General features: G+C 60.6%; 17 protein-coding genes and 5 pseudogenes. 10 read left to right on the top strand and 12 right to left on the bottom strand.

The genetic code is table 11. The features are described from left to right. Positions 1-125: 125 nt before the first annotated feature. Positions 126-956: an IS5 family transposase gene (locus BB934_RS29610; RefSeq protein ID WP_099513509.1), complete on the bottom strand. Its 831-nt coding sequence runs from the start codon at positions 954-956 to the stop codon at positions 126-128. A 367-nt stretch (positions 957-1,323) separates the two neighbouring features. On the opposite strand from BB934_RS29610, the gene BB934_RS29605 reads away from it, so the two are divergent. Further along, entirely contained in the window at positions 1,324-1,872 is a 549-nt protein-coding gene (locus tag BB934_RS29605) for a group I truncated hemoglobin (RefSeq protein ID WP_099513508.1), read from the top strand. Between the two features lie 86 nt (positions 1,873-1,958). Here the strand turns inward: BB934_RS29605 and BB934_RS29600 are convergent, their stop codons facing one another. Then, positions 1,959-2,690: an SCO family protein gene (locus tag BB934_RS29600; protein WP_099513507.1), complete on the bottom strand. Its 732-nt coding sequence runs from the start codon at positions 2,688-2,690 to the stop codon at positions 1,959-1,961. Positions 2,691-2,748: 58 nt separating this feature from the next. Further along, positions 2,749-4,104: a methanethiol oxidase gene (gene mtoX, locus BB934_RS29595; protein WP_099513506.1), complete on the bottom strand. Its 1,356-nt coding sequence runs from the start codon at positions 4,102-4,104 to the stop codon at positions 2,749-2,751. Positions 4,105-4,325: 221 nt separating this feature from the next. Between mtoX and BB934_RS29590 the strand changes: the two genes are divergently transcribed. Continuing rightward, positions 4,326-5,294, top strand: coding sequence for an IS5 family transposase (locus tag BB934_RS29590; protein ID WP_099513505.1), 969 nt, complete (start codon positions 4,326-4,328; stop codon positions 5,292-5,294). Between the two features lie 312 nt (positions 5,295-5,606). On the opposite strand, the gene BB934_RS29585 is transcribed toward BB934_RS29590, so the two are convergent. Next, positions 5,607-6,632, bottom strand: a complete 1,026-nt coding sequence (locus BB934_RS29585; protein WP_099513504.1) for an IS110 family RNA-guided transposase — start codon at positions 6,630-6,632, stop codon at positions 5,607-5,609. 272 nt (positions 6,633-6,904) lie between these two features. On the opposite strand from BB934_RS29585, the pseudogene BB934_RS51080 reads away from it, so the two are divergent. Both BB934_RS51080 and BB934_RS29575 read left to right on the top strand, forming a co-directional pair. Then, positions 6,905-7,096 (top strand): annotated as a pseudogene (locus BB934_RS51080) (helix-turn-helix domain-containing protein); the annotation flags it as partial. 134 nt (positions 7,097-7,230) lie between these two features. Beyond that, entirely contained in the window at positions 7,231-7,974 is a 744-nt protein-coding gene (locus BB934_RS29575; RefSeq protein WP_237050034.1) for an IS630 family transposase, read from the top strand. Positions 7,975-8,003: 29 nt separating this feature from the next. Here BB934_RS29575 and BB934_RS29570 read toward each other — a convergent pair whose 3' ends face one another. Then, positions 8,004-10,217 (bottom strand): amylo-alpha-1,6-glucosidase, encoded by a 2,214-nt coding sequence (locus tag BB934_RS29570; protein WP_099513503.1) that lies wholly within the window; start codon positions 10,215-10,217, stop codon positions 8,004-8,006. A 93-nt stretch (positions 10,218-10,310) separates the two neighbouring features. After that, positions 10,311-11,372, bottom strand: coding sequence for a glycosyltransferase family 4 protein (locus tag BB934_RS29565; RefSeq protein WP_099513502.1), 1,062 nt, complete (start codon positions 11,370-11,372; stop codon positions 10,311-10,313). A 96-nt stretch (positions 11,373-11,468) separates the two neighbouring features. Between BB934_RS29565 and BB934_RS29560 the strand changes: the two genes are divergently transcribed. Further along, complete coding sequence (locus BB934_RS29560) at positions 11,469-12,656, top strand: MFS transporter (protein WP_099513501.1); 1,188 nt, start codon at positions 11,469-11,471, stop codon at positions 12,654-12,656. Between the two features lie 458 nt (positions 12,657-13,114). On the opposite strand, the pseudogene BB934_RS29550 reads toward BB934_RS29560, so the two are convergent. Together BB934_RS29550 and BB934_RS50470 are read right to left on the bottom strand one after the other, a co-directional pair. Then, positions 13,115-13,252: pseudogene (locus BB934_RS29550) on the bottom strand (IS3 family transposase); the annotation flags it as partial. After that, positions 13,248-13,493 (bottom strand): annotated as a pseudogene (locus BB934_RS50470) (nitronate monooxygenase); the annotation flags it as partial. The pseudogenes BB934_RS29550 and BB934_RS50470, both read right to left, overlap by 5 nt. Before the next feature lie 379 nt (positions 13,494-13,872). On the opposite strand from BB934_RS50470, the gene BB934_RS29540 reads away from it, so the two are divergent. After that, a complete protein-coding gene (locus BB934_RS29540) occupies positions 13,873-14,415 on the top strand; it encodes a YqhA family protein (RefSeq protein ID WP_099513498.1) in 543 nt (180 codons plus the stop codon). Positions 14,416-14,550: 135 nt separating this feature from the next. Continuing rightward, positions 14,551-14,967 (top strand): annotated as a pseudogene (locus tag BB934_RS49485) (adenylate/guanylate cyclase domain-containing protein); the annotation flags it as partial. A gap of 525 nt (positions 14,968-15,492) precedes the next feature. Here the strand turns inward: BB934_RS49485 and BB934_RS29530 are convergent. Together BB934_RS29530 and BB934_RS50655 are read right to left on the bottom strand one after the other, a co-directional pair. Further along, positions 15,493-16,262 (bottom strand): IS5 family transposase gene (locus tag BB934_RS29530; protein WP_099511788.1). Its coding sequence is split into 2 segments (ribosomal slippage): positions 15,493-15,941 and positions 15,941-16,262, totalling 771 coding nucleotides; the frame shifts between segments, so codons are not numbered across the junction. 969 nt (positions 16,263-17,231) lie between these two features. Beyond that, positions 17,232-17,424, bottom strand: a pseudogene (locus BB934_RS50655) (MucR family transcriptional regulator); the annotation flags it as partial. 231 nt (positions 17,425-17,655) lie between these two features. Here BB934_RS50655 and BB934_RS51470 point away from each other — a divergent pair. Further along, positions 17,656-17,790, top strand: a complete 135-nt coding sequence (locus tag BB934_RS51470; RefSeq protein WP_472436440.1) for a zinc finger domain-containing protein — start codon at positions 17,656-17,658, stop codon at positions 17,788-17,790. A gap of 275 nt (positions 17,791-18,065) precedes the next feature. Further along, positions 18,066-18,683: a PRC-barrel domain-containing protein gene (locus tag BB934_RS29520; protein ID WP_237050480.1), complete on the top strand. Its 618-nt coding sequence runs from the start codon at positions 18,066-18,068 to the stop codon at positions 18,681-18,683. A 461-nt stretch (positions 18,684-19,144) separates the two neighbouring features. Here the strand turns inward: BB934_RS29520 and BB934_RS29515 are convergent, their stop codons facing one another. Together BB934_RS29515 and BB934_RS29505 are read right to left on the bottom strand one after the other, a co-directional pair. Then, the gene (locus tag BB934_RS29515) at positions 19,145-19,360 is read right to left on the bottom strand and encodes a hypothetical protein (protein ID WP_099513497.1); all 216 of its coding nucleotides are present in this window, start codon (positions 19,358-19,360) and stop codon (positions 19,145-19,147) included. Between the two features lie 693 nt (positions 19,361-20,053). Continuing rightward, entirely contained in the window at positions 20,054-20,443 is a 390-nt protein-coding gene (locus BB934_RS29505; protein ID WP_099513495.1) for a hypothetical protein, read from the bottom strand. A gap of 491 nt (positions 20,444-20,934) precedes the next feature. On the opposite strand from BB934_RS29505, the gene BB934_RS29500 reads away from it, so the two are divergent. Beyond that, a complete protein-coding gene (locus BB934_RS29500; RefSeq protein WP_157934395.1) occupies positions 20,935-21,405 on the top strand; it encodes a S8 family serine peptidase in 471 nt (156 codons plus the stop codon). The last annotated feature ends 134 nt before the right edge of the window (positions 21,406-21,539 follow it).

The raw sequence follows: 21,539 nt of genomic DNA, 5'->3' as shown, positions 1-21,539 counted from the left end.
ACGCCTTCGGGTTCTTCGTCCTCGGTTACCTCCCGTACCGTCTGCGGCATCATCCTCACGGCGAGGCGATTAAGCTAGGCTTTATTGTACTTGATGTCGCGCTGGTCTCAGTGGCTGGTGAGCAATTATCTTTCCTTTCGCGTGAGGCGGCGCAGCAGGATACGACTCATCGCGAGATAGAGCAGCATCTCGCCGGTCTCGACCAGACGTTCGTAGTCCTTCGCCAGCCGCCGGTTGGTGGTCAACCAGGCGATTGTCCGCTCAACAACCCATCTGCGCGCGAGCACCTGAAAGCCACTCGGCCGCGTCGGCGGCTCTGCGCCAATCCGCGTCCAGACGCCACCGGCCCACCAGTGTTGTGGGATCGACAGCCTCCAGCCCAGCGCTTTGCACAGCCAATCCTTCAATCCGCGATAAGCCGTGTCGGCCCACATCAGCTCGATGGCCGGGAAGAGATGCTGCAGACCCTCCAACAAGATCTCGGCTCCGGCGCGGTCATGGATGTCGGCTGGATGCACGCTGTTCTTCAGGAGATTGCCTTGCGTATCAACGAGAAGATGGCGCTTGCGACCCTTGATCTTTTTGCCACCATCGTAACCACGTGGTCCGCCCATCTCAGAGGTCTTGACCGATTGGCTGTCGATGATCGCCGCTGTCGGCTGAGGACTGCGGCCGATCGTGCGGCGGTAGCTCTCGCGCAGGACCTGGGTCACGTGCTCCCAGGTGCCATCCTCGCGCCACTGGGCATAGTGGTAGAAGACGGCACACCGGGGTGGATACTCGTGCGGCAGCAGCCGCCACTGGGCTCCGGTGCGCAGCAGATAGAAGATCGCATCGACGATGCGCCGTAACGGATAGGTCTGTCGCCGTCCGGCTGGATGGCTGCGGGGGACAAGGGGCGCGAGCAGCGCCCATTCGGCATCATTGAGATCGCTGGCGTAGGAACAGACATCCATGGCGGGGCTCCTCAACCGTCAAACAGCCCGCATCCGCCTCACCGATTCCAGTGAAATCTATCCTGAATCAAAGACTTGAAGCGAGCAATAAAATTGCTCACCAGCCTCTTAGGAGACCTTTCGAGCTCAAACCATACCCACGCTAAGCGCCCGATGGCCCACGGGTGGATGGATGGAATTTCGCGAAAGGCTGTTTACAAAACGATCTGCTGGCGCTGCTCTCGGAACAGGAGCTTCCAGAACTCTTGCATCTGGTAAGCTCGCCAGACGGGAACCTTCTCCTGCCCGCAACATCCAATGTTGGGTCGAACCCGCTCGGGCGGCCATTCACTGCGAGCGTAAATCGCTTCAGCCCTAGGAGGATTTTATGGCACAGCTTTTTTCGACGTCTCTTACAAGACGATGGGCGGTCATAGGGCTTGCGCTGACCGCGGCCCCGGTGGCTTTGACAGGAGCGGATCACGCCTACGCCCAAACCAATCAAACCAAGCCTGAGACAAGTCTGTACGAGCGACTCGGCGGCGTCTTCGCCATTGCGGCGGTGGTCGATCACTTCAGCGATGCCGTCGTGAAGAACCCTATCGTCGGCCAGAAGTCCAAGAACCCGCGGCTGCGGGAATGGCACACGAAGAATCTAAAGAGGCTGCCCGGCCTCAAGTTCATGCGGACGCTGTGGGTCTGCAACGCTGCGGGTGGACCTTTCCAGTTCACGGCCACCAAGCCCGGCGCGACGCCGCTCGGCCTCGAGGAGGCGCACCGGGACCTCCGGATCTCCCCCGCAGAATTCGATGCGGTTACCGCCGAACTCGGACGGTCCCTGGACTTCTTCAAGGTTCCGAAGCGCGAGAAGGCCGAAGTCTTGGCCGCCTTCGCCGCCCATAAGGACGAGGTCACGGCTGGCTACGTCCGGCGTTAAGCGCGGCTAGCAGTCCACCGATCAGGACCGATAGGGGGTAAAGTTCACCATGATGTTCGCCTCATGTGGAAAAGGTGGTGCTTGGCCTAAGGAGCGGGGCTGGCCGCATGTTGGTCCTGCTCCTGATTGAGGATCAGGGTTTTGGTGTCGGTGAGAACCAGTTCTGGGTCGAGGAAATCCAGGCTGTAGATGTTGCGGATCTGGCCCGAGGCGTCGATCAGGAAGGCGCGAAAGATGTGGTACAGCGGTCCGCCCGCCGCGCCGGGATCGGGTTTGGCGCTGACAGCTTGCCCATAGGCGGCGAGCACGGGCGCGAGCGCCGAGCGGTCGGGGGCCGTGAGAAAGAGCCATTCGGGAGCGCCGGGTTCGCTTGAGCGCCAGGTCGCCGCATACTCGGCAAGAACCTCAGGTGTGTCATGATCCGGGTCAAAGCTCATCGAGACCAGATGCATGCGCTGGGCAAGCCGTTGATCTTTGGCCACAAGGTCCTGCAACAGTGACAACTGCAACGTCGCGGTCGGGCAGAGATCGCCGCAGCGCGTGTACATGAACGCCAGGACGGTGATCCGACCCTGAAGGAGATCGGCCAGATCATGTCCTCGCCCCCTCTCGTCCAGGACACTCCCCCCGGCCGCGGGTCGGATGGCCGGAAGCCGATAGCTTCCGGGATCCGGCAGAGCAAAGGCGTAGCCGGTGCTTGGGCCGATCGGTTGCCCGGCGTTTGGCTCGCGCTCGTGCAGATCATGGGCCGACGCAGCCAATGATGCCCCACAGAGCACGGTGGCCAGAATGAGACGGGGGACAGTACGGCTCGGCATTGGATCCCTCCCCTCGCAGGTGCAAGGCGAGAGCCGAAGGGCTCCCGCCCGGAAAACGTCAGCTCGCGTAGAGCTTCGAGGAACCGAACGACATCATGTGCGGACGCCCCAATCCCTCGCGCAGGAAGTCAATCTCGAACCGCGGCGCCAACTCCTTTCCATCCCAGCTATAGGCCTTCAGGAACTGCGCGCCGTCGGCACCCGTCTTGTCCCAGTTCGAGAGAAGTGAGCTGGTGTAATAGAGACGCTTTCCGTCCCAGCTCTGCGAGACCATGTTGACCTGACCGCCGACCTTTCTTTCGTAGATCTGCTTTGGCCTGTGCGGGTCGGAGACGTCAAAGACCCGGGTCATGCCGTCCATGAAGCTGTCGATGAACAGCGTCCTATCGTCGGCACTCAGGCTGATGTCGACGGGAACCGGCAGCTTGGCTGGGTCCCCAACATCCGCCACCGCTTCGGCTTTCCATTCTCCGTCCGTATCCTCGTACACAAGCCACAGCTTCGAGGTGAGAGCCGTCGAGGTGAAGGCGTAGTTGTTGTAGGGCCCCCAAGCCCAACGGATCTCCAGCGGCGCGCCCGGAACGTTGAATACCTTCTTCGGCGTGCGCGCATGGAAGTCCCACAGGACCATTGTCTGGCCGAAGTGCTTCATCGCCTCCTCGTCCTTCATGACCTCGCCGAGCGGACGCATGTAGTTGCTGAAGCCCGTGAAGGATGAGGTGAGCATGACGTTCTTGCGCGGAAGGACACGGGCGTCGTAGCCGTAGCCGTCGGCAACCTTCTCGACGGCCGCGCCTTGGGTATTCTCCGCGGTCGGCATCCAGTGCGTGGTGATGTACTGCCCGTCATTGGTGTACTCGACCAGTCCGGTACGCCCGTCGTGGTTCTTGTTCGACAGCCCCGGGATTAGCATGCGCCCCGGCAGGGCATAGGCGCCATGCGCGCCAACCACGCCTCCACTCTTCTCGACGAAGTCGTCGATCGTCTTGACCAGCTTCGGATTGGCAGGGTTCGTTGCCACGTCAAAGATGTGGATTCTGCTGTCGGACAGGCCTGCGACCCAGAAGAAGCGGCGGTCATCCGTCAGCCCGCCATGGTGGGCCTCGCCGCGCCCGCCGACCGAGTCAGTGTCGATCGCCTTGCCGAAGGTCGGCGAGTCCTTGCGGACATCGACGGTGACCACCTTGTCCTGCCCGTCGCCAACCCCCTCGAGGCCGAGGGTCCAGACATAGACGAACTCCTCCTCGCCGGTGATCTTGGCCATGTACGGCGACTGGCAAGTCTCGTCGGCTTGAACCGGCTGACCGGTGAGCCCTGCACATAAGACGGCAGCGGTACTCAGCAGAACCCGACGCCTCCGGTTTCGCCATGGCTGGATGGCTAATTGTGACAACAGAACCGAGATCCTCGTCATGGCTCCCTCCTCTGTATAGTCGGTTGCACGCACATGGTCTTGTGGTCCCAGGTGCTATCTTTCGATGAGCCGGCGGTATCGTGCCGCTCACCGAAACAATGCGCCAGAAACGGTCGGACATTAAGGCGGGCGGCGAGCCGCGTTGTTGCACGAATAGGCGAGTTGGTAACCGGAACCGAGCGACATAGGAGGACTGCGCCCCTCCTTGTCGGACATCTGCCGTGCCGTTCAAAGCCAACGCCACTCGTCGGCACCGAATTCCCAAGCAGCGGTACCGGGTGACGAAGTGGGCCGAGTATGACGCCAGCCTGCGCCAGCGAGGCAGTCTGACGGTCTGGTTCTCTGACGAGGCGATTGCCGCCTGGCGGGCCGAGCCCCGCACGACACGCGGTGGTCAGCCCCACTACTCGGCTTCGGCGATCCAGACAGCATTGACGCTGCGAGCCGTGTTCCGGTTGGCGCTGCGTCAGACGGAGGGCCTGATCGGCTCGATCCTTCAGCTCTTGGGTCTGGATCTGGCGGTGCCGGATCACTCAACCCCGAGCCGTCGCGCCGAAACCCTCGAGGTGCCAAAGCCCTGTCCAAGCTCGCGAGGGCCCGTTCACCTGCTGGTCGACAGCACGGGCCTGCGATTGTGTGGACCCGGCGAGTGGCTGACCGAGAAGCACGGCACCCGAAGACGCCGGTCCTGGCGCAAACTGCACATCGGCGTCGACGCCGAGACTGGACAAATCCTCGCATCAGCGCTGACGCCCCATGCTATCGAAGATGGTACGCAGGTCGAGCCGTTGCTCGACCATATCCCCGGCCCACTTGCCTCCTTCGTTGGCGACGGAGCCTATGACCAGTCCGGCATCTATGGCACCGTCACCGAGCACCATCCTGCTGCCGAAGTCATCGTTCCACCCCGAGCAACGGCGGTGCCGAGCAACATGGCAGAGGGCACTCCTTCCGATCGCGACCAACATCTCCAAAGCATCGCGAAGCATGGCCGTATGGGCTGGCTGAAGAGATCCGGGTACACGCGTCGGGCTCTGGTAGAGACCGCCATCAGCCGGCTTAAACGAGTGATCGGAGATGCGCGGCGCTCGCGAACAGATGGGCGTCGCGCGACCGAAGTCGCCATCGCCATTTCTGCCCTGAACCGCATGCCTGAGCTTGGGCGCCCGGAGCCTGTTCGAGTTGCCTGAGATCGGGCAAGGATAGGTTAAATCCATGCCCCGGTCGATCCGTGCAACATGTGTGGACGCCCCAGGTGACGCAAGAGAAATCTTTAGGTTCGGTGTAGTGCGTCGGCGAGTGCTTACATGTGTGCGGCCTCGTCTGCGGCCATTCACATGCCGCGGGCCCGGATGGAAGTCCGCGGATCAAGTCCAACTCACGGTCACGTGCTCAAGGCACGCTGTTGCACTCTGGTTTTCCTGATCCCGTCTCATCGACCGTTGCGCCATCTCTCCCCTTCGACTTTCCTACGCCTCCAACAGCCCCACGGACGCGAGCGCTTACACGCTCACGGCCGGAGCTCGGTAGTCCCCACCTTTGGCCATCAAGGCCCAGACCATGCGGGCCATCTTGTTGGCCAATGCTACCCGCACCAGCATCGGCGGCTTGCGGGCCAGCATGCGAGACAGCCACGATCCGGCTGGTGCGCCATGACGGGCCGCCCAGCGCAGGACAGCACTCGCCCCGATGATCAGCAGGCGACGTAGAGTTCGCTCGCCCATCTTCGAGGTGGCCCCCAGCTTCTGCTTGCCGCCGGTCGAATGCTGCAAAGGAGTTAAGCCGATCCAGGCGGCAAAATCTCGTCCACGCTTGAACGTCTCGGCCGGCGGCGCCAAGGCCGTCAAGGCTGTTGCAGTGATCGGACCCACTCCAGGGATCGTCATCAAACGGCGTGCGGTTACATCCTCCTTGGCCCTCTGGGCAATCTCGCGATCAAGCAAGGAAATCCTGCCATCCAGCCTGTGCAGCATCTCGATTAGCACCGACAGGATGGCACGAGCGATCTCCGGCACCGGCTCAGCCGGGTCCTCTACGGCCCGCACAAGGGAAGAGACATGGGCCGGTCCTTGGGCCACCACGATCCCGAACTCGGCCAGATGACCTCGCAAAGCATTGATGATCTGGGTCCGCTGCCGCACCAGGAGATCCCGCGCCCGGAACACGAGAGCGGCGGCTTGGGCCTGCTCGCTTTTGGGCGCCACGAAGCGCATGGTCGGGCGCTGGGCCGCTTCACAGATCGCTTGCGCATCGGCGGCATCGTTCTTCTGGCGCTTGACGAAGGGCTTCACGTAAGCCGGTGGGATCAGCCGCACGGCATGACCGAGCTTGCCGATCTCGCGCGCCCAGTGAAGGGCGCTGCCGCAGGCCTCCATAGCCACGGTACCGGGCGGCTGAGTCGCAAAGAATGATAGCACCTGAGCCCGCCGCAACCTCTTGCGGAACAGGACTGCTCCAGATGCATCGGCTCCATGAGCCTGGAACACATGCTTCGCCAAATCCAGCCCGATCGTACAAACCTCTGCCATGGACGCCTCCTGACGTGATGATCAACACCTCCACTGTGGCACACCAGGGCCGTTGGGGCGTCCACTCCATCACGGTCGCTTCATGCTGCGCGCCCTGTCCTGATGCTTGTGAGGGATCACCCTCACGCTATCATCAGCTCGAAGCGCTGCCTTCTAACCATTGCCGTTGCAGAGAGGACTCAAGCCGAATACTCCATCTAAACGGCTAAGCAGGTTTCAGCGGGGTGGCCAACGGATGCTGTCTGTGATTCCATCTCATAGTTTGGTTCGGGATGCGGATCATGGCGGGCAAATCCCCTGTTGTCGCAAGCGCCGCGCAGCGGCGTGAGCTCATGGCTCTCAGCCACTCGCGCGATCGGGGCGAGGCGGATCGGGCGCGGGCGCTCCTGCTGACCCTGGCGGGCTGGACGAGCCCGCGGATCGCCGAGGCCTTCGGCGTGCGCGAGGATACCGTGCGGCTCTGGCGCAGCGCTTTCATGACGGGTGGGGTCGACGCGCTGCGGCGATCCGTTGCCCCGGGACCGGCACCGGTCAAGGCCGAGCGGGCGCTCGCGGTGGCCGAGGCGGTTCTGGCGGGATCGGTCGCAAATCGCCCCAATTGGACCTTGCCGCGGCTGGCCGACGAGATCGAGAAGCGCTCCGGCGTGCGCATCTCGCGCTCACGGCTCTCGGTCGTGTTGCGCCAAAAGGGGATTTCCGCTGGCGCCGGCCGCGCCATACCCTGAAGGGCCGCCAGGATGCAGACGCCGTGGACCGCGCCGGCCTGCGCCGCAAGCTCCTGAAGGCGCAGGCCGAGGCGGGCGATATCGTGCTCTTGTTCGGGGATGAATCCGAAGCGCTCACCCACCCCTATCTCGCCCATGCTTGGGCCAAGAAGGGCGCGGATCTGCGCATTCCAGCGCCCGGCCAAGCCGCCAAGGTGGCGATGCTCGGTCTGCTCGACTGGGCCCCGCGGGACCTGATCGTGCGCACCAGCCGGAGCAAGCGCAGTGCCGATTTCATCGCGCTGCTGGACCAGATCGACACGCAGTATGGCCCAACGTCCGCTCGTGCGACGAAGCCGATCGTGCTCGTCCTCGATAATGGCCCGATCCACACCAGCAAGGCGACGCGCGCCGCCCTCGCCGAGCGGGCGCCCTGGCTCACGGTCGAATGGCTGCCAAAGTACGCTCCCGAACTCAACGCCATCGAAGAGCTCTGGCGCGATCTGAAGCAGCATCATCTTGCTCACCAGACTTTCGCGGGTCCAGAGACCCTCGATGATGCCATCCACGAGGCGGTCGCGATGCTCAATTGCGAGCGAAGTCGCCATCCGTTGGCCAACCACCGAATCGCTGCTTAGTTGGAAAGACGCTCAAACCAGGGGCTGCACTACTTCGCAAGCAAAATGCGGGCATCGCCCGCGCGCTTTAAGACATTTAGCGACACATCCTGTCCATACCGATGTAGTCTCAGATCAAACGTTGAGGCATTCACGCGAAGCTCGTGGATCAAGACCTCGTCCAGGAAGCTTGGCAAGGTTGGATCGTTGAACCGAACCGCATTTCCCTCATGATTGAGTTCCAGCCCCAAGCTCGATCCAAGAAGCGCGAACGGTGTCGCCGCGGCCCACGCCTGCGGTGAGCAGGCAACCGGGTAGGCCGTTGGTCCCCGGTGGCGCCGGCGCGTAAACCCGCAGAACAGTTCGGGCAAACGGCGCAATTCCTGATAGCTTGCGACCTCGAACAAGGCCCGGAAAACCTGCGCCGCCTCATGCTTCAGGCCATACTGCGCCATACCGAGCGCAATCATCCCATTGTCATGCGGCCAGATTGAGCCGTTGTGGTACGACATTGGATTGTACCGCGCTTCGCCCCGCGCGAGCGTGCGGATGCCCCAGCCGCTGAAAAAGTCGGGGCTCATCAATGTCCTCGCAACCCGGCGGGCCCGCTCCGGTGCAGCAATGCCGGCAAACAAGGCATGCCCGGCGTTGGATGCCCGCACACGGCAGGGCCGCTTAGCTCCGTCGAGTGCCAAGGCGTAGGTGCTGATATCCTCACACCAGAATGCTGCCTCGAACCTCTCACGAAGGTTGATGGCTTCCTTGGCAAGCCGGTTGCTGATATCTGCTTGATTGAGTGTCGTCGCCAGCCGCGCGGCAGCCTGCTTGGCTGCGAAGACGTATGCCTGTACCTCGCAGAGTGCGATCGGACCTTCGGCTCCCGAGCCATCCGCGTGGAAGATGGAATCGTGGCTGTCCTTCCAGCCCTGGTTGGCTAGCCCCTGATCCGTTTCCCGGTGATACTCGACAAAGCCATCGCCGTCGCGATCACCGTACTCATCGCACCAGCGCAGGGCCGCTTCGATATTCGGCCAGATTGCCTTGATGGTCTCCTGGTCACCCGTGCGCTCGTAGTATTGGCCTGCCAGCATAACGAAAAGGGGTGTTGCGTCCACTGTGCCGTAGTAGCGCCGGAACGGGACCTCGCCGAGGCGAGCCATCTCGCCCAAGCGACGCTCGTGCAAAATCTTGCCGGGCTGAGCATCGGCAGCAGGATCGACGTCGGTAGCCTGCATCTCAGCCAGATAGCGCAGCACGCCTTTTGCAATGGATGGGTCTGCCCACAGAAGCATCATTGCGGTGATGATGCCGTCACGACCAAAAACCGTGCTGTACCAGGGAATGCCAGCATAAGGGTAGAGGCCGCACTCGGTGGGCGTGACCAGCATGTACATATCGGACGCGGAGCGGGAGATAACCTCGTTGAAGAGGTGGTTCGAAGTTTTGATCTTGGCGATCTCCCGCGTCGTCGCCCGCAAGGCTCGACGGGTGTCTCGGTAGGCCTTGAGGAAGTTAGGTACCTCGGGACTAAAGATCTCCCCAGTTTTCTGCTCCTCACATGCCACCGAGATCAGGATCGAGCGGCGCTCGTCTGGCTCCAACGCCATCTCGTAAATGGCTCGCTTAGCCTCAAGGCGTGTTGGCCACGGCTCGAAGTGCAGCATGGACTGACGGACGATCCCGTCGAGTCCCTCATAGCTGAACACGATCCGGTCGGGAGTCACGGTCTTGATTGAAAGGTGACCGCGATGATCCCGCTGCATACCGCGGACCTCGAACAGGTCGCAGAAATCGGCGTCGAACCGACATTCGAGGCGGAAGACCCGCCGGTGAGCGTCATAGTTGCGCAGGCCAATACGCTCGTAGAGAACCCCCTTCCAAAGGAACTTGGTTCGATTGAGTGCGATAATGTCCCGCGGCAGCGCGGTGTCCTCCCCCGGCCTTATGTCGGGATTCGTCAAGTCAACCGTGAGCGCTGCATTATCGTCCTGAATGACTGAGCCCAGCAGCAGGGGGCGCTTGCCCTCAAACCGCATCTCAAACCGTGAAAGGTAACGAGTATCCTGGAAGAACAGGCCTTCTGGACTATCCGGCACGGTACCGCAGTCGCCATGGGTATCGAGCACCACGAAGGCGTCGCCCGTCTTCAGCGTTCGCAAACTCCGTTCGACCAAGGATGTTTGAGCCTCAATGTAGTGTTCCGAAAGCTGCTCCGAAGAAGGTTCTGGATGGTCCGAGGCCGGTCCCATGACGCGTTCGCTCATGCCAATTTCCTCGTTGTTGATGTTCTGTATAGGCTCAATGCTGCCATGGCCGGCTTAGCCATACGCTCATGGTGCTCGGAAGCGATCGATTGTTTACTCTGCCGCAACCAGATGGCGCTGATCAGTGCCGCCTTTTGTCAGCAGGGTGTCGTAAGCATGGACATAGTCTTTGGCCATGCGAGCCACCGTGAAGCGGCACTCGAAGACTTCCCGCACACCCGCTCGACCCAGGCTCTCAACCTGACGAGCGGCCGTGACCGCTTCATCCATTGTCTCGACGATGAAACCAGTGACGCCATCGGCAACAACCTCAGGGACTGAGCCGTTGCGGAAGGCGATCACAGGCGTTCCGGCCGACATGGCCTCAATCATCACCAGACCAAAAGGCTCGGGCCAATCAATCGGAAATAGCAGCGCCAAAGCATGCCCGAGAAAGTCGCACTTGGCTTCCTCATCGATCTCACCCACAAACTCGATTAACGGGTGATCAAGAAGTGGTTCAATGACCTCTTCGAAATACGCCTGATCGGCCGGATCAACCTTGGCAGCGATCTTCAACGCAATGCCAGCTCGTTTGGCAATCTCAACAGCGCGATCCGGACGCTTTTCCGGGGCGATGCGACCAAGAAATGCAAGATAGCCCCCACCTTGCTCATTAAAGGGACAGACACTCGCGGGCAATCCATGGTGAACCGTTGCGAGCCAGTTCACATGAGGAGGCATCGGAGCGCGCTGGCTGTTGGAAATCGAGACCAGGGGCATTTCTTGGAAGGTTTGGTACACTGGCATGAAGTCGGGCAGGTCGAGCCTGCCATGCAAGGTTGTCAGGCACTTATGAGCGAGATCGCGGAAGAGCACATGTTGCAGCAGGTCAACATGGAAATGGATGATGTCGAACTGATCAGCTCGGGAGCGGACCTCGTTTAGCATGACGAGATGGCTGGCAATGTGATCGCGAATGCCGGCAAGTCTGAGCCCTTTCGGAACACAGGGCACGAGCTTTGCGGACGTTGTTGAATCACCGCTGGCGAACAAGGTAACGTCATGGCCCTGACGCATCAACTCCTCAGTAAGCCAGGAGACCACTCGCTCGGTCCCGCCGTAAAGCTTGGGCGGAACGGCCTCGGCCAATGGGGCAACCTGCGCAATCCGCATCAAGATGTTTCCAGCAATTGAGGTGTCGGGTTCCTGAGGTTAACCCATGTTAGTGAAGGGGGTTCCAAGCTCATACGCGCCTGTTAAGCTGTGATCATGTCCCATCATGCAGCGCTGGATTGGCTCAACTTCCTGCTGGCCGACGTAAGGGGCGGGCTGGGACCTTATGTCAGCGTATTCCTGCTCACGGAGGCAGGGTGGGACCAAGCTACAATCGGTCTGGTCCTGACGATCAGCGGCCTGATCGGGATCTCTATGCACGCTCCCATCGGAGCCCTGATCGACGCAACCCGGGCCAAGCGCAGCCTTATCGTGGTGGGCGTCGTTGCACTCTCGGCCTGCGCGATCGCTATTGCATGGCGCCCGATCGTACCCATTGTGTTTGCGGCCGATGTAGCAATGGCAATCTTGGGCGCCGTCTTCGCACCAGTCGTTGCGGCGATCACACTGGGCCTCGTCGACCGAGACAAATTAGCTGCTCGCCTTGGGCGCAATGCTGCCTTCGATCGGGCCGGAAACCTGTTTATCGCTGCCGTGGCGGGCGCTGTTGGTACGGCCTGGGGCCAACGGGCGGTTTTTTACCTGGTCCCCTTCTTCGGCGTGTGGACGGTGTGGATTGTGCTCGCGATCCCAAGCCACGCGATCGATCATCAGCGTGCCCGCGGTTGGGTGCCCTCGATGACAGTTCGTCAACACCAACCTAGTCGCTGGGGCACGCTCCTGACGGACAACTCCCTCCTAGTTCTCGCCGCAGTCGCGGCGATCTTTCATTTAGCCAATGCGGCAATGCTCCCCTTGGTCAGCCAGAAGCTCGCGCTCGGTCATCCAGGCCAGGAGGTGGCCCTCACCGCAGGCGCGATTGTTGTGGGGCAACTCGTGATGGTCCCGATCTCGTTGCTCGTGGCGCGTGCCGACCTGACTGGGCGCAAACCACTTCTGCTTATTGCCATAGCCGCCTTGGTGCTGCGTGGTATTCTCTTCACGCTTTCTGGAAATGCGGCTTGGTTGATCGCAGTCCAAGTGCTTGATGGCATCGGGATTGGCCTGTTCGATGCACTCTTGCCTCTTATTCTGGCCGATATCATGCGTGACACGGGGCGGTACAATGTGGCTCGCGGCCTTGTTGGTACTGTTCAGGGAATTGGCGGCTCCCTCAGCCAGGCGCTAGGAGGATTGGCAGTGACGTGGGCCGGCTATGAGGCGGCGTTTCTGATGTTGGCTGGAGTGGCCTTCATCCCGCTCGTGCTGGTGCTGGTTGCAATGCCAGAGACCCGGCCACACTAAAACCCCCCATGCAGCATCAGGCGACCAAGCTCGAGCATCCGGTTCAACGCATGAACTGCAATGGCAATTTCGGTCGCGCGGCGGTGTTCCGTCCGCGAGCGCAACGTACCCCCAATCACTCGTTTGAAGCGGCTTACGGCAGCCTCCACCAGGGCACGACGAGTGTACCCGGATGTCTTCTGCCACCTCCTGCGTCCATGCTCGGCGGATAGATTGGAGATGCCGGTCGCGCCGAGTCGGTTTGATTTCCACATTCTCGCTTAGTACCGCTGTTGAGCGGGGCGGTATGATCACGTCAGCATCAGGGTTGCGCATGGCGACAATGCCGTAGATGCCGGCCTGATCGTAGGCTCCATCGCCCACGAAGGAGGCAAGAGGAACTGTGATTTGGTCGAGCAAGAGCTCGACCTGCGAGCCATCGTGGATTTGCGTCGGTTTAGTGGAGAGCGGCTTTGTAGCTATCCGGCCAGCCTTTCGTACTGAACCGGACTGACATAGTCCAGTGTCGAATGACGCCGGACGGGGTTGTAGAAGCCGTTGATGTAACGCCCAAGCGCATCCTTGGCCGCTGCTCGTGTCTGGAACACGGAAATCCAGCAGTACGGGTTTCTTGGCTAAGCTCCAGGTGATGAACCCGCAGCCGACCTTGGCGTTGCCTGATGCGGCTAACTACCGCTCCAGCCAGTCGGCATAGCCGTAGCCGCCACCGGTGAGGCCGAGCCCACCAGCATGGCTGACCGCAGCGGCGAGTTTGCCACCCGCCACAAGGTCCATAGGGGCGAGCAGAATCGGATGCTCAATCCCAAGCGCGGTGGTCAAGCGGGTCTGGAGAGGCATGACGGATCACTCCGGAGGCTCAATCCAGAATCTTGCACAGGACGAAGGAATACAAGTGTTCTCCTCCTCCTGGAGCGTTGCCAAGCGGAGAGTCACAAGATTGTCGGCTGGTTGCAGCCTGTGTGCCTTGTTTCTCTCCGCAACCGTCCGCACCTGCCTGAGGGTCTGTAACAGGCTTGGCGGTGCGTTAGCATAAACTGGACACCTCACCCGACCCGCCGCACAATCCGATCTGGAACTGCACCGAGGGTCCCATGGATCGGCAGGATCGTAAGGTCGAGCGACGGCTGCAATTGTTTTGGCTCAGGTAGCGCGTCTTTCCTGGTGAATATGTTAAACTGTACCAAGACCACGATACCGGCTGAGGCTCTCTGATCAGATGCTCCACTCCATCCTCTCCCTGCGCTGGGTCACCCTCGTCGCTGCTCTTGGGGCTGCACTCGGGGCCCTGCTGATGTTTTTCGAGGGTTGCCTGAAACTGGCATATGCCCTGGAGATGGTGCTTCAGCCGAGCGCCGACACCGAAACGTCGGTCATCGCCACAGTGATGCAGGCCACGGATGCGTTCCTGTTTGGTCTTGTCCTAATTGTGTTCGCCTATGCCATCACCTTCGGCTTTGCCTTCACCCTCCCCAACAGCGTTCGAGCCAAGGCACCGCTATGGATGCACATCGAGGGTCTCGGAGAAATCAAGATCACCTTGATCCAGGTGGTCTTGGTCTACTTGGTAGTGGATTTTGTTACCGACGTTGTGGAGGCTGAGACCCGCATTACTTGGGAGATGCTCGTGAAGCCGACTGCCATTGTGTTGATCGCGGGAGCACTTCGTCTGATTGGCACCATGCACCTGAATGATCAGCCGGATGTTTCCGAACAACCTCGGCGAACATCCGAGACAGCCCAGCACCTCGTTGAAAAATGATCGTCCACCCTTCCACGACCATCCGCGCCTGCCTGAGGCTCTGTAACAAGCTTGGCGGTTCGTTAGCATAAACTGGACAGCTCACCCGACCCGCCGCACAATTCCTTCTGGAACTGGAACTGCACCAAGGGTCCCATGGATCGGCAGGAGCATGAGGTTGAGCGGCGACTGGTGGCAATCTTTGCCGCTAACATGGCAGGCTATTCACGCCTGATGTCCCAGGATGAGGATGCAACCCTCCAGAGCCTGACCACCTGTCGCGGGATCATAGACCGGCTCATCACCGAGAGTGGTGGGCGAATTGCCAACACAGCGGGCGACAGTGTACTCGCGGAGTTCCCGAGCGCCGTAGATGCCGTCCGATGCGCCGTTGAAGTCCAGAAGCTCCTCACCCAAGCAGACCAGGATACACCTGAGGAGCGCCGCCTCCAGTTCCGGATCGGAGTGCATGTTGGCGACGTGATGGTGCGGGACGGCGACCTGTTGGACGATGTCGTTAACATCGCTGCCCGACGGGAGAGCCTCGCGGAGCCTGGAAGCGTGTATATCTCAGCCGAAACCCACGCGTATGCTCGTCGAGCGCTTACTCCCGGCTTCGATGATCTTGGACCGCAGAAGGTCAAAAACATTGAAGAGCCGGTGCATGTGTTTCGTGTCGCGGCTCCAGCATTGCCAGCGACTGGCTCGACGCCGCGAGGCGAGCGAGCAAAGCCGCTCCCCTTGCCTGATAAGCCGTCGATTGCCGTGCTGCCGTTCGACAATATTGGACATGATCGAGAGGACGAGTACCTTGCGGACGGCATTGTGGACGACATCATCGCCGCGCTGTCGCGGGTCCGCTCGTTCTTCGTGATCGCCCGCAACTCCACCTTCATTTACAAGGACCCTGCGGTAAACGTCCAGCAAGTCAGTCGGGAACAGGGTGTCAGGTACGTTCTTGAGGGAAGTGTCCGGCGCAGCCGAAACAGAGTGCGTGCGACCGCGCAGTTGATTGATGCCGCGACCAGAGCTCATTTTTGGGGCGAGCGCTACGAGGGTTTAGTTGACGATATTTTCGACTTTCAGGACTACGGCCTGTTAGCGCTTGAGCCAGTCGATTGCTGCGGCGAGGCAGAGCACGCCCATGAAGGATCGTGCGGTCTTCTCGTAGCGGGTTGCAACGGCTCGCCACTCTTTGAGCCTGGCCCAGAGCCGCTCGACGACATTGCGGTTGTTATAGATCCAGTCCGGACAGGCCACCGGCGCCTCATTGGACTTAGCCGGGATCGCCGGCTTCGCACCGATGCTCCAGATGTGCTCGCGGAAGCTGTGGCTTGAATAACCGCGATCGGCCACCACCCAGCTGGGCACACTCGGCAAACTGTGAAGCAGCGGAATGGCGTCAGGCAGCTCGTGCGCCTGACCGGGTGCAATGCGAAACGCGATGGCGCGTCCGAGCCCGTCGGCGATCACGCAAGCCTTGGTGCCATAGCCGCCACGAGACCGACCAAGCGCTTCACGATGGTCTCGTTGAGCTTGAGAGCCCCTTTTCGACGAGCCCCGGCGGCCTTCTGATGCGCGCGCACGCTGGTGCCGTCGAGGAAGGTCATCCCGAGCTGGATGCCGCACTTCTGTACCAGGTTGAGCAGGCGCTCCCAGACACCCAGACGGGCCCAGCGGATGAAGGTCTGAGCGGCGCGCCACCACGGCCCCAATTCAGCCGGCACGGCGCGCCACTTGGCGCCGTTCTCATGGCGCCAGAGAATGGCCTCGAACGTCCGACGCAGATCCTGTGGCGGTGTCTTGCCCTTGGGACGGCATTGCTCCACCAGTGGCTCCAGCATGGCCCATTGTGCTTCCGTTAGCATGGCTCCTCCTCAGACAGGACGAGCAAAACGCCTCCAGGTGCAAAGGGTTCAAGTCATAACAGGCCGTAGATCACTGCAAGCGTGGTCGGTGCCTTACAGCCATCGATACGGGCCGCTGAGGTCGAACGGGCGAGGCGCAAGTGACCCGTAGCCTCGACGCCTATGATTTGGTCATGCGATCTCTCCCTTTGGTTTGGTCCTATGATGCAGCCGCCAACGGGACAGCGACCGAACTCCTGGAGGAAGCACTCTCACTCGATCCGGGCTATTTATTCTCTGGCGTTGGCTCTGTCCGCTTGGTGCAGCGCACAGCAGGTCTTCTACATCTGGTCGAAAGATATTGAAGGGGACAAGCGCCACATTCACGAGAAGGCTCGCATGGCAGCGGATATCGCCCCTGATGATCCAATCGTCCTGACGGTGCTCGGTATTGCGCTGACGATCTCGCGCGAGTTCCTGGCGGCACAGATAGTGATCGAGAAGGCGCTGGCGCTCGATCCGAACTCAGCTTGGGCATGGAACCGCAGTACGTTTCTTCACACCTACCTCGATGAGCCTTATACCGGGATTGATCACTTCGCGAAGGCTTTGCGCCTCAGCCCACTCGACCCGACGACTTTCATGACCTATGCCGGGATTGGAATGGCTCATTTCGTTGCCGGTCGATATTTGGAAGCAGTCCAGTGGGACGAGAAAGCCCTCCTTGCTCATCCCAAGGCAATATTCATCAACCGGCTTCTGGCCGCCGCGTATACCCTCTCGGATAAACAGGCGGAAGCCGAGGCGTCAGTTCGCAAGCTTCTCGTGGGGTATCCGGACATGACGGTGAGGGCCGTTCGCGCCGCCTTCCCCCTCAGTGCCAAAGTGCTGGAACGCCTCTGTGACGGTCTCACACGTGCGGGCTACCTGAGTGAGCCCACTTTCGGCTCTTTCCCAAGACCATTCGGACGCGCCGTGTCGGCGAAGGTCTCAGGCAGCCTTTTTGGTGCGGTGACCCTTCGCGGAAGCTTCCGCAGCCGCCTCGACGGGAGCAATGCTCTTCTTACGCTGCTCGCCAAGGCCCATTATTTTATTAGCAAGTTCGGAGCGCGCCTTGGCGTAGTTCCGGCGCAACCATCGGGTAATCCGCTGGGAGGTTCCAGTTGGCTCGGGGGCTTCGGGGCTTTGCTCATGGTGAGATTCAGAGCAGATACCTTGGCTTTTTGATGACAACGCTTCTGACGCTTGATGGCGAAAGAGCGTCTGGCGTGACGCCGGAAGCTCGACCTCAAGGTGCCATCGACCATGCACTTTCCGAGCGTGATCCTTGCTATGGAATGGAGGAGGAAACGCGGGAACCCGGATGCAGCATCTTTGTTGGCATGATACACCCACCAACTAAGAGGTCACGCCAATGACCTGCCCGTTCTGCAAACAAGAGGTCGATGAGCCCTGCCGCAACACTGTTGAGGTGCAACGGCGAGCCAACGAGCATATCGAGCGATGCGACAAGGCTCTGCGAAACCTGAAAGGGATTATGTTCGGCTAACCGTGGCGGTTGGCGTAACGACGCTTCTTGGCGAGGTTCTTCTGCCTTCGAGTATCTTGGCTGCGGCAAGGCTCGAATGATTGCCCGCTAATCCAATACTTATCACGAACAAATACCCCGTCGGACAGGATCCATTCCTTTGGGAGAAAACACGTTGTGTAGGGCAATGCCGCCCAACGCGTGACGGTGCCTGCCTCAGAAGTAAGAAAGTGGGGCCGAACGGAGGGCTTAGCCCGCCGTTATTCTTGTATGCGCGGCATGGCGCGAACAACACGATGGAGGAAGACATGTTTGGTAGGCGTCTCGCGTTGGCTCTTCTCGGCACAACACTGATCTCAGCCCCTGTTATGGCTCAAACCAACCAGCCAGCAGGCTCAATGCCAACACCCTCGGCGGGCGATAGTAGCTTCGGCGCGCATGAACCAGCGCGCACGCATAGCTGGCTGGCCCAGGAGCAACCGGGGCAATGGCGGGCCTCCAAGCTCGAAGGACTGGATGTCTACAACCAGAACAACGAGAAGATCGGTGACATCAGCGAAATCCTCGTGGACAGCAGTGGCAAAATCCAAGCGGTGGTGGTTGGTGTCGGCGGGTTCCTGGGCATTGGTGAGCGCGATGTGGCGATCCCGTTCGATCAGGTGAAATTGGTGAATGAGCCACGTGCTGTGGCGACCACAGCCACCACGACCGATCCGAATGCCCCGGCCCCACCGAGGGCCACAGCCGCCGCTCCAGGGGCCGCCAGCCCGACTGCGCCGACCACTACCGGCACCTTGGCTATGGATCGGCCTGCCGATACTGCTGCTCGCGCGACTCCGGATCATGCGATGTTGACAACGAACATGACCAAGGACCAGTTGAAGGCGGCTCCCGAGTTCAAATACGCTCGGTAGGAGCATTGATCGTGACGAAGGGGCCGTAAAGCCCCTTCGGCTTTGCTGCCCCGCCTGAGAGGTTCAAAGACCCGTACCTGATTGCGCGAGTGAACTGAGCTATCCGTGGCACTTCGGTACGGCCGCAGGGTCAAGTCTTTCAGCGATCACCCAGTGACCCTGACGCCACTCCCACCAGATGCGGCCCGTGCCGATATCGGTGACGCAGCAGGGCACTGAGTTGAAGGTGTTCTCAGGCGTTCTCAGCCCCTCCGTGTTCGCATAAGGATTTCGAATCAGTCGCCGTCAGGCGTTCTGTCCGGTGCCGGAATGTCGCCAGCACCATAGCCGCGCCGCCCGTTGAGCTTGACTTTCGGGGTTGCTGCGGGACGCTATTCCAGTATCCGCACGGCCTTCCAGACCGAGGTCACGACCCTCTGAATGGGGCTAAGCGGCATCTTGCGCATAATTCATTTGCCGTCTTACAGGTTCGTTCGCTTGCGGGTAAAATACCAAACCGCAGCCGCGATCACGACGGCCAGCAGAAGAACCCACCACCAAGTGGCGAGCCCGCCCGCAGGCTGTGTAGTCGCATCGCCTGGAGGCGTCGCTGGGATGGGTGTCTGAGCTAGGACCAACAAGGATGAGAGTGCCAGCAGGGCAGTCCCTGCGAGTGAGGCGGATAGAACTTTGCGCATGGGCTCCTCCTTGGGTTCTCTCCCAATGAGCGTCGGCAGGCCACAGAGCTAATGAGGGAACGCCGTCCGATTCATCAGAAGCTGTAACTCGTTCAACCACTGAACATAGCGAGAGCGGCCTCTCTGATAGCACTCCGCAAGTTGGGCAGCGAACCGCGTCTTGATGGTCTCGGGGCCTGCCCCGCCCTGAAGCTGCTCCTGGTCACTTTGGTAGTGAAGTTCGATATCCGCCAGAACCGCCAGGGTGCTTTGAAGCTGGGGCAGTAGGTCGGCAGGATACCAGGGACATTGCATCGCCGAGGCGGAAGCCTGTCGCACGACAGAGGTACGCGGCATTGAACACCCTCCCTCTTCTCAGAATGGAGGGGAGCATAGCAGCATTCAGGTCAGAGGTAACTCGGATATCGATGAGGGGCCGAGAATGATCAGGTTTTGAGGCTTTGATCATTGGCTCGTCTGCGAGGAAACTGGAGTGGATTCCTGAGCCTCATAGTTAGTTCTATATAATCGTCCATGCCTACCTGATGCTCCTGGTAAAGCTTGGCTTCTGAAGCGATCCGCACCACGCTTCGGGCCGAACACGTCACGCTCACAACAGCACAATTCGCTGCGGGATTGCGCCGAGCGTCCTATAAATCGGCAGGAGCATAGGATCGAGTGGCGGTTGGGGCCACCCAGGACCATGTTGGAGAGCTAATTTCGTGCTGCCCCAGCCAGGGGTGTGTTGGGAGCAAGGCGGCAGCGCTCCCGAAACACCTGTTGCGCGGCAGCAAGATCAGGAACCCAGGTCTCGAATCGCGCCGTCATCGCACCACGCCCCTCTACATTCAAGGTTTGAACCCCTGTTGTGTGCAGCGGCCCCACGAGGCTGTCGCCTTCACCGAAAAACAGGGTGCCGTCCTCCCACTCCAGCAGCACAAAGCCCCGCTCGGTCTGGACAACGAAGCTCTGGCAGAACGGCTTGAAATCGAAAACAACCGTGCCGGTGAAGCGGGGATTGCCAGGACCGGTTGTGATGAGACCCACGACGCCAACCGCAAAGGCAACACACCAAAGGCCCAAGGCCAGGAGAGGCTTTGTCATCGCAGGCCCCCTCGCAGTGTTGGAGAGAACGCCCAGATCGACGCAGCACTAACTTCGTGAACATTATAGCCGCTTCTGTCGGCTATGTTAACGTCCCTTCTCATCCTGCCGTGAGAACCACATGAGATTGCTGCTATATGGGCTGGAAGCTTGGCAGGATTGAAGAGTGGATGGGCTAAGCTCGTCAGCCAAGGTCTTCACATAGGCTAAAGCATTCCGGAACGCGCCTTACAGCCGTGGCGTTGAGTTGTGCAGGTTGCCGACAAGCTGCTGAGTGGTCTTGCTTCGAAAAAGATACTGCTGGCGAATTCATCATGCTGGGACGGGAGCCATCATGAGCCTGGTAAATGCGGATTGCCGGGTTCGTGCGAGCGGCGTGCCAGCGAACCAAGCACCAAGCCGAATGAGGTTCATGGCGGCTGCTGAGCCTGTCAGGTCCGCCGAATGAGGTCCTCCAGAACGCCATCGAGGCCGCCCAGGCCAAGGGCATCGTGATCGTTGCGGCCGCGGGCAACAATGGCCCCGGCGCCGAACCGTCATATCCAGCCGCCTATCCTGGAGTCATCGCGGTCACCGCAGTGGATCAGGAACTGAATGTGTACCGGCGCGCCACGCAGGGCGGATATGTTGACCTTGCTGCACCCGGGGTGAATATCTGGACAGCATCGTCGAAGGGCAGTGGCACCCTGAAGTCAGGCACATCCTATGCTGTCCCCTTCGTGTCCGCCGCAACAAGCCTGTTGCTCGCGTCCAACCCCACGTTGGACCCTAAAGTGGTTCAGTCCGGCCTGGAAGCGCGCACCCGCGACCTTGGGAAGCCCGGGTGGGATCCGACGTACGGGTTCGGCCTGATCCAGGTGGCAGGCCTGTGCCCGCAACCCACGAAGCCGGCACCGGTGACCGCATCCTATGAGCAGCCGGCTGCTTTACCTTTTGCAGCGCAGACTTCAGAGGTGCCTTGACCCTCGACGAGCAATCGTACTTTGGGTGCAAACAGGCAGCTGAACGCACCGGGTATAGCCCTGTCGAAGGTTGGCTTGGGGTCAAGCTCGGTAGTACCGCAGGCCTGAACGAAGGTCAGCTCATCCAAGCAGTG

Origin of the sequence: Microvirga ossetica, assembly GCF_002741015.1 — a bacterium.
Lineage (GTDB): Bacteria > Pseudomonadota > Alphaproteobacteria > Rhizobiales > Beijerinckiaceae > Microvirga > Microvirga ossetica.
Note: the sequence above shows the minus strand (reverse complement) of the source record. Positions and strands in the feature narration are given on the sequence as shown.

Bases quoted from the DNA above. Each gene is read 5' to 3' on its own strand.
- BB934_RS29610 (WP_099513509.1), bottom strand. From the start codon at position 956: ATGGATGTCTGTTCCTACGCCAGCGATCTCAATGATGCCGAATGGGCG.
- BB934_RS29605 (WP_099513508.1), top strand. From the start codon at position 1,324: ATGGCACAGCTTTTTTCGACGTCTCTTACAAGACGATGGGCGGTCATA.
- BB934_RS29600 (WP_099513507.1), bottom strand. From the start codon at position 2,690: ATGCCGAGCCGTACTGTCCCCCGTCTCATTCTGGCCACCGTGCTCTGT.
- mtoX (WP_099513506.1), bottom strand. From the start codon at position 4,104: ATGACGAGGATCTCGGTTCTGTTGTCACAATTAGCCATCCAGCCATGG.
- BB934_RS29585 (WP_099513504.1), bottom strand. From the start codon at position 6,632: ATGGCAGAGGTTTGTACGATCGGGCTGGATTTGGCGAAGCATGTGTTC.
- BB934_RS29570 (WP_099513503.1), bottom strand. From the start codon at position 10,217: ATGAGCGAACGCGTCATGGGACCGGCCTCGGACCATCCAGAACCTTCT.
- BB934_RS29565 (WP_099513502.1), bottom strand. From the start codon at position 11,372: ATGCGGATTGCGCAGGTTGCCCCATTGGCCGAGGCCGTTCCGCCCAAG.
- BB934_RS29560 (WP_099513501.1), top strand. From the start codon at position 11,469: ATGTCCCATCATGCAGCGCTGGATTGGCTCAACTTCCTGCTGGCCGAC.
- BB934_RS29540 (WP_099513498.1), top strand. From the start codon at position 13,873: ATGCTCCACTCCATCCTCTCCCTGCGCTGGGTCACCCTCGTCGCTGCT.
- BB934_RS51470 (WP_472436440.1), top strand. From the start codon at position 17,656: ATGACCTGCCCGTTCTGCAAACAAGAGGTCGATGAGCCCTGCCGCAAC.
- BB934_RS29520 (WP_237050480.1), top strand. From the start codon at position 18,066: ATGGAGGAAGACATGTTTGGTAGGCGTCTCGCGTTGGCTCTTCTCGGC.
- BB934_RS29515 (WP_099513497.1), bottom strand. From the start codon at position 19,360: ATGCGCAAAGTTCTATCCGCCTCACTCGCAGGGACTGCCCTGCTGGCA.
- BB934_RS29505 (WP_099513495.1), bottom strand. From the start codon at position 20,443: ATGACAAAGCCTCTCCTGGCCTTGGGCCTTTGGTGTGTTGCCTTTGCG.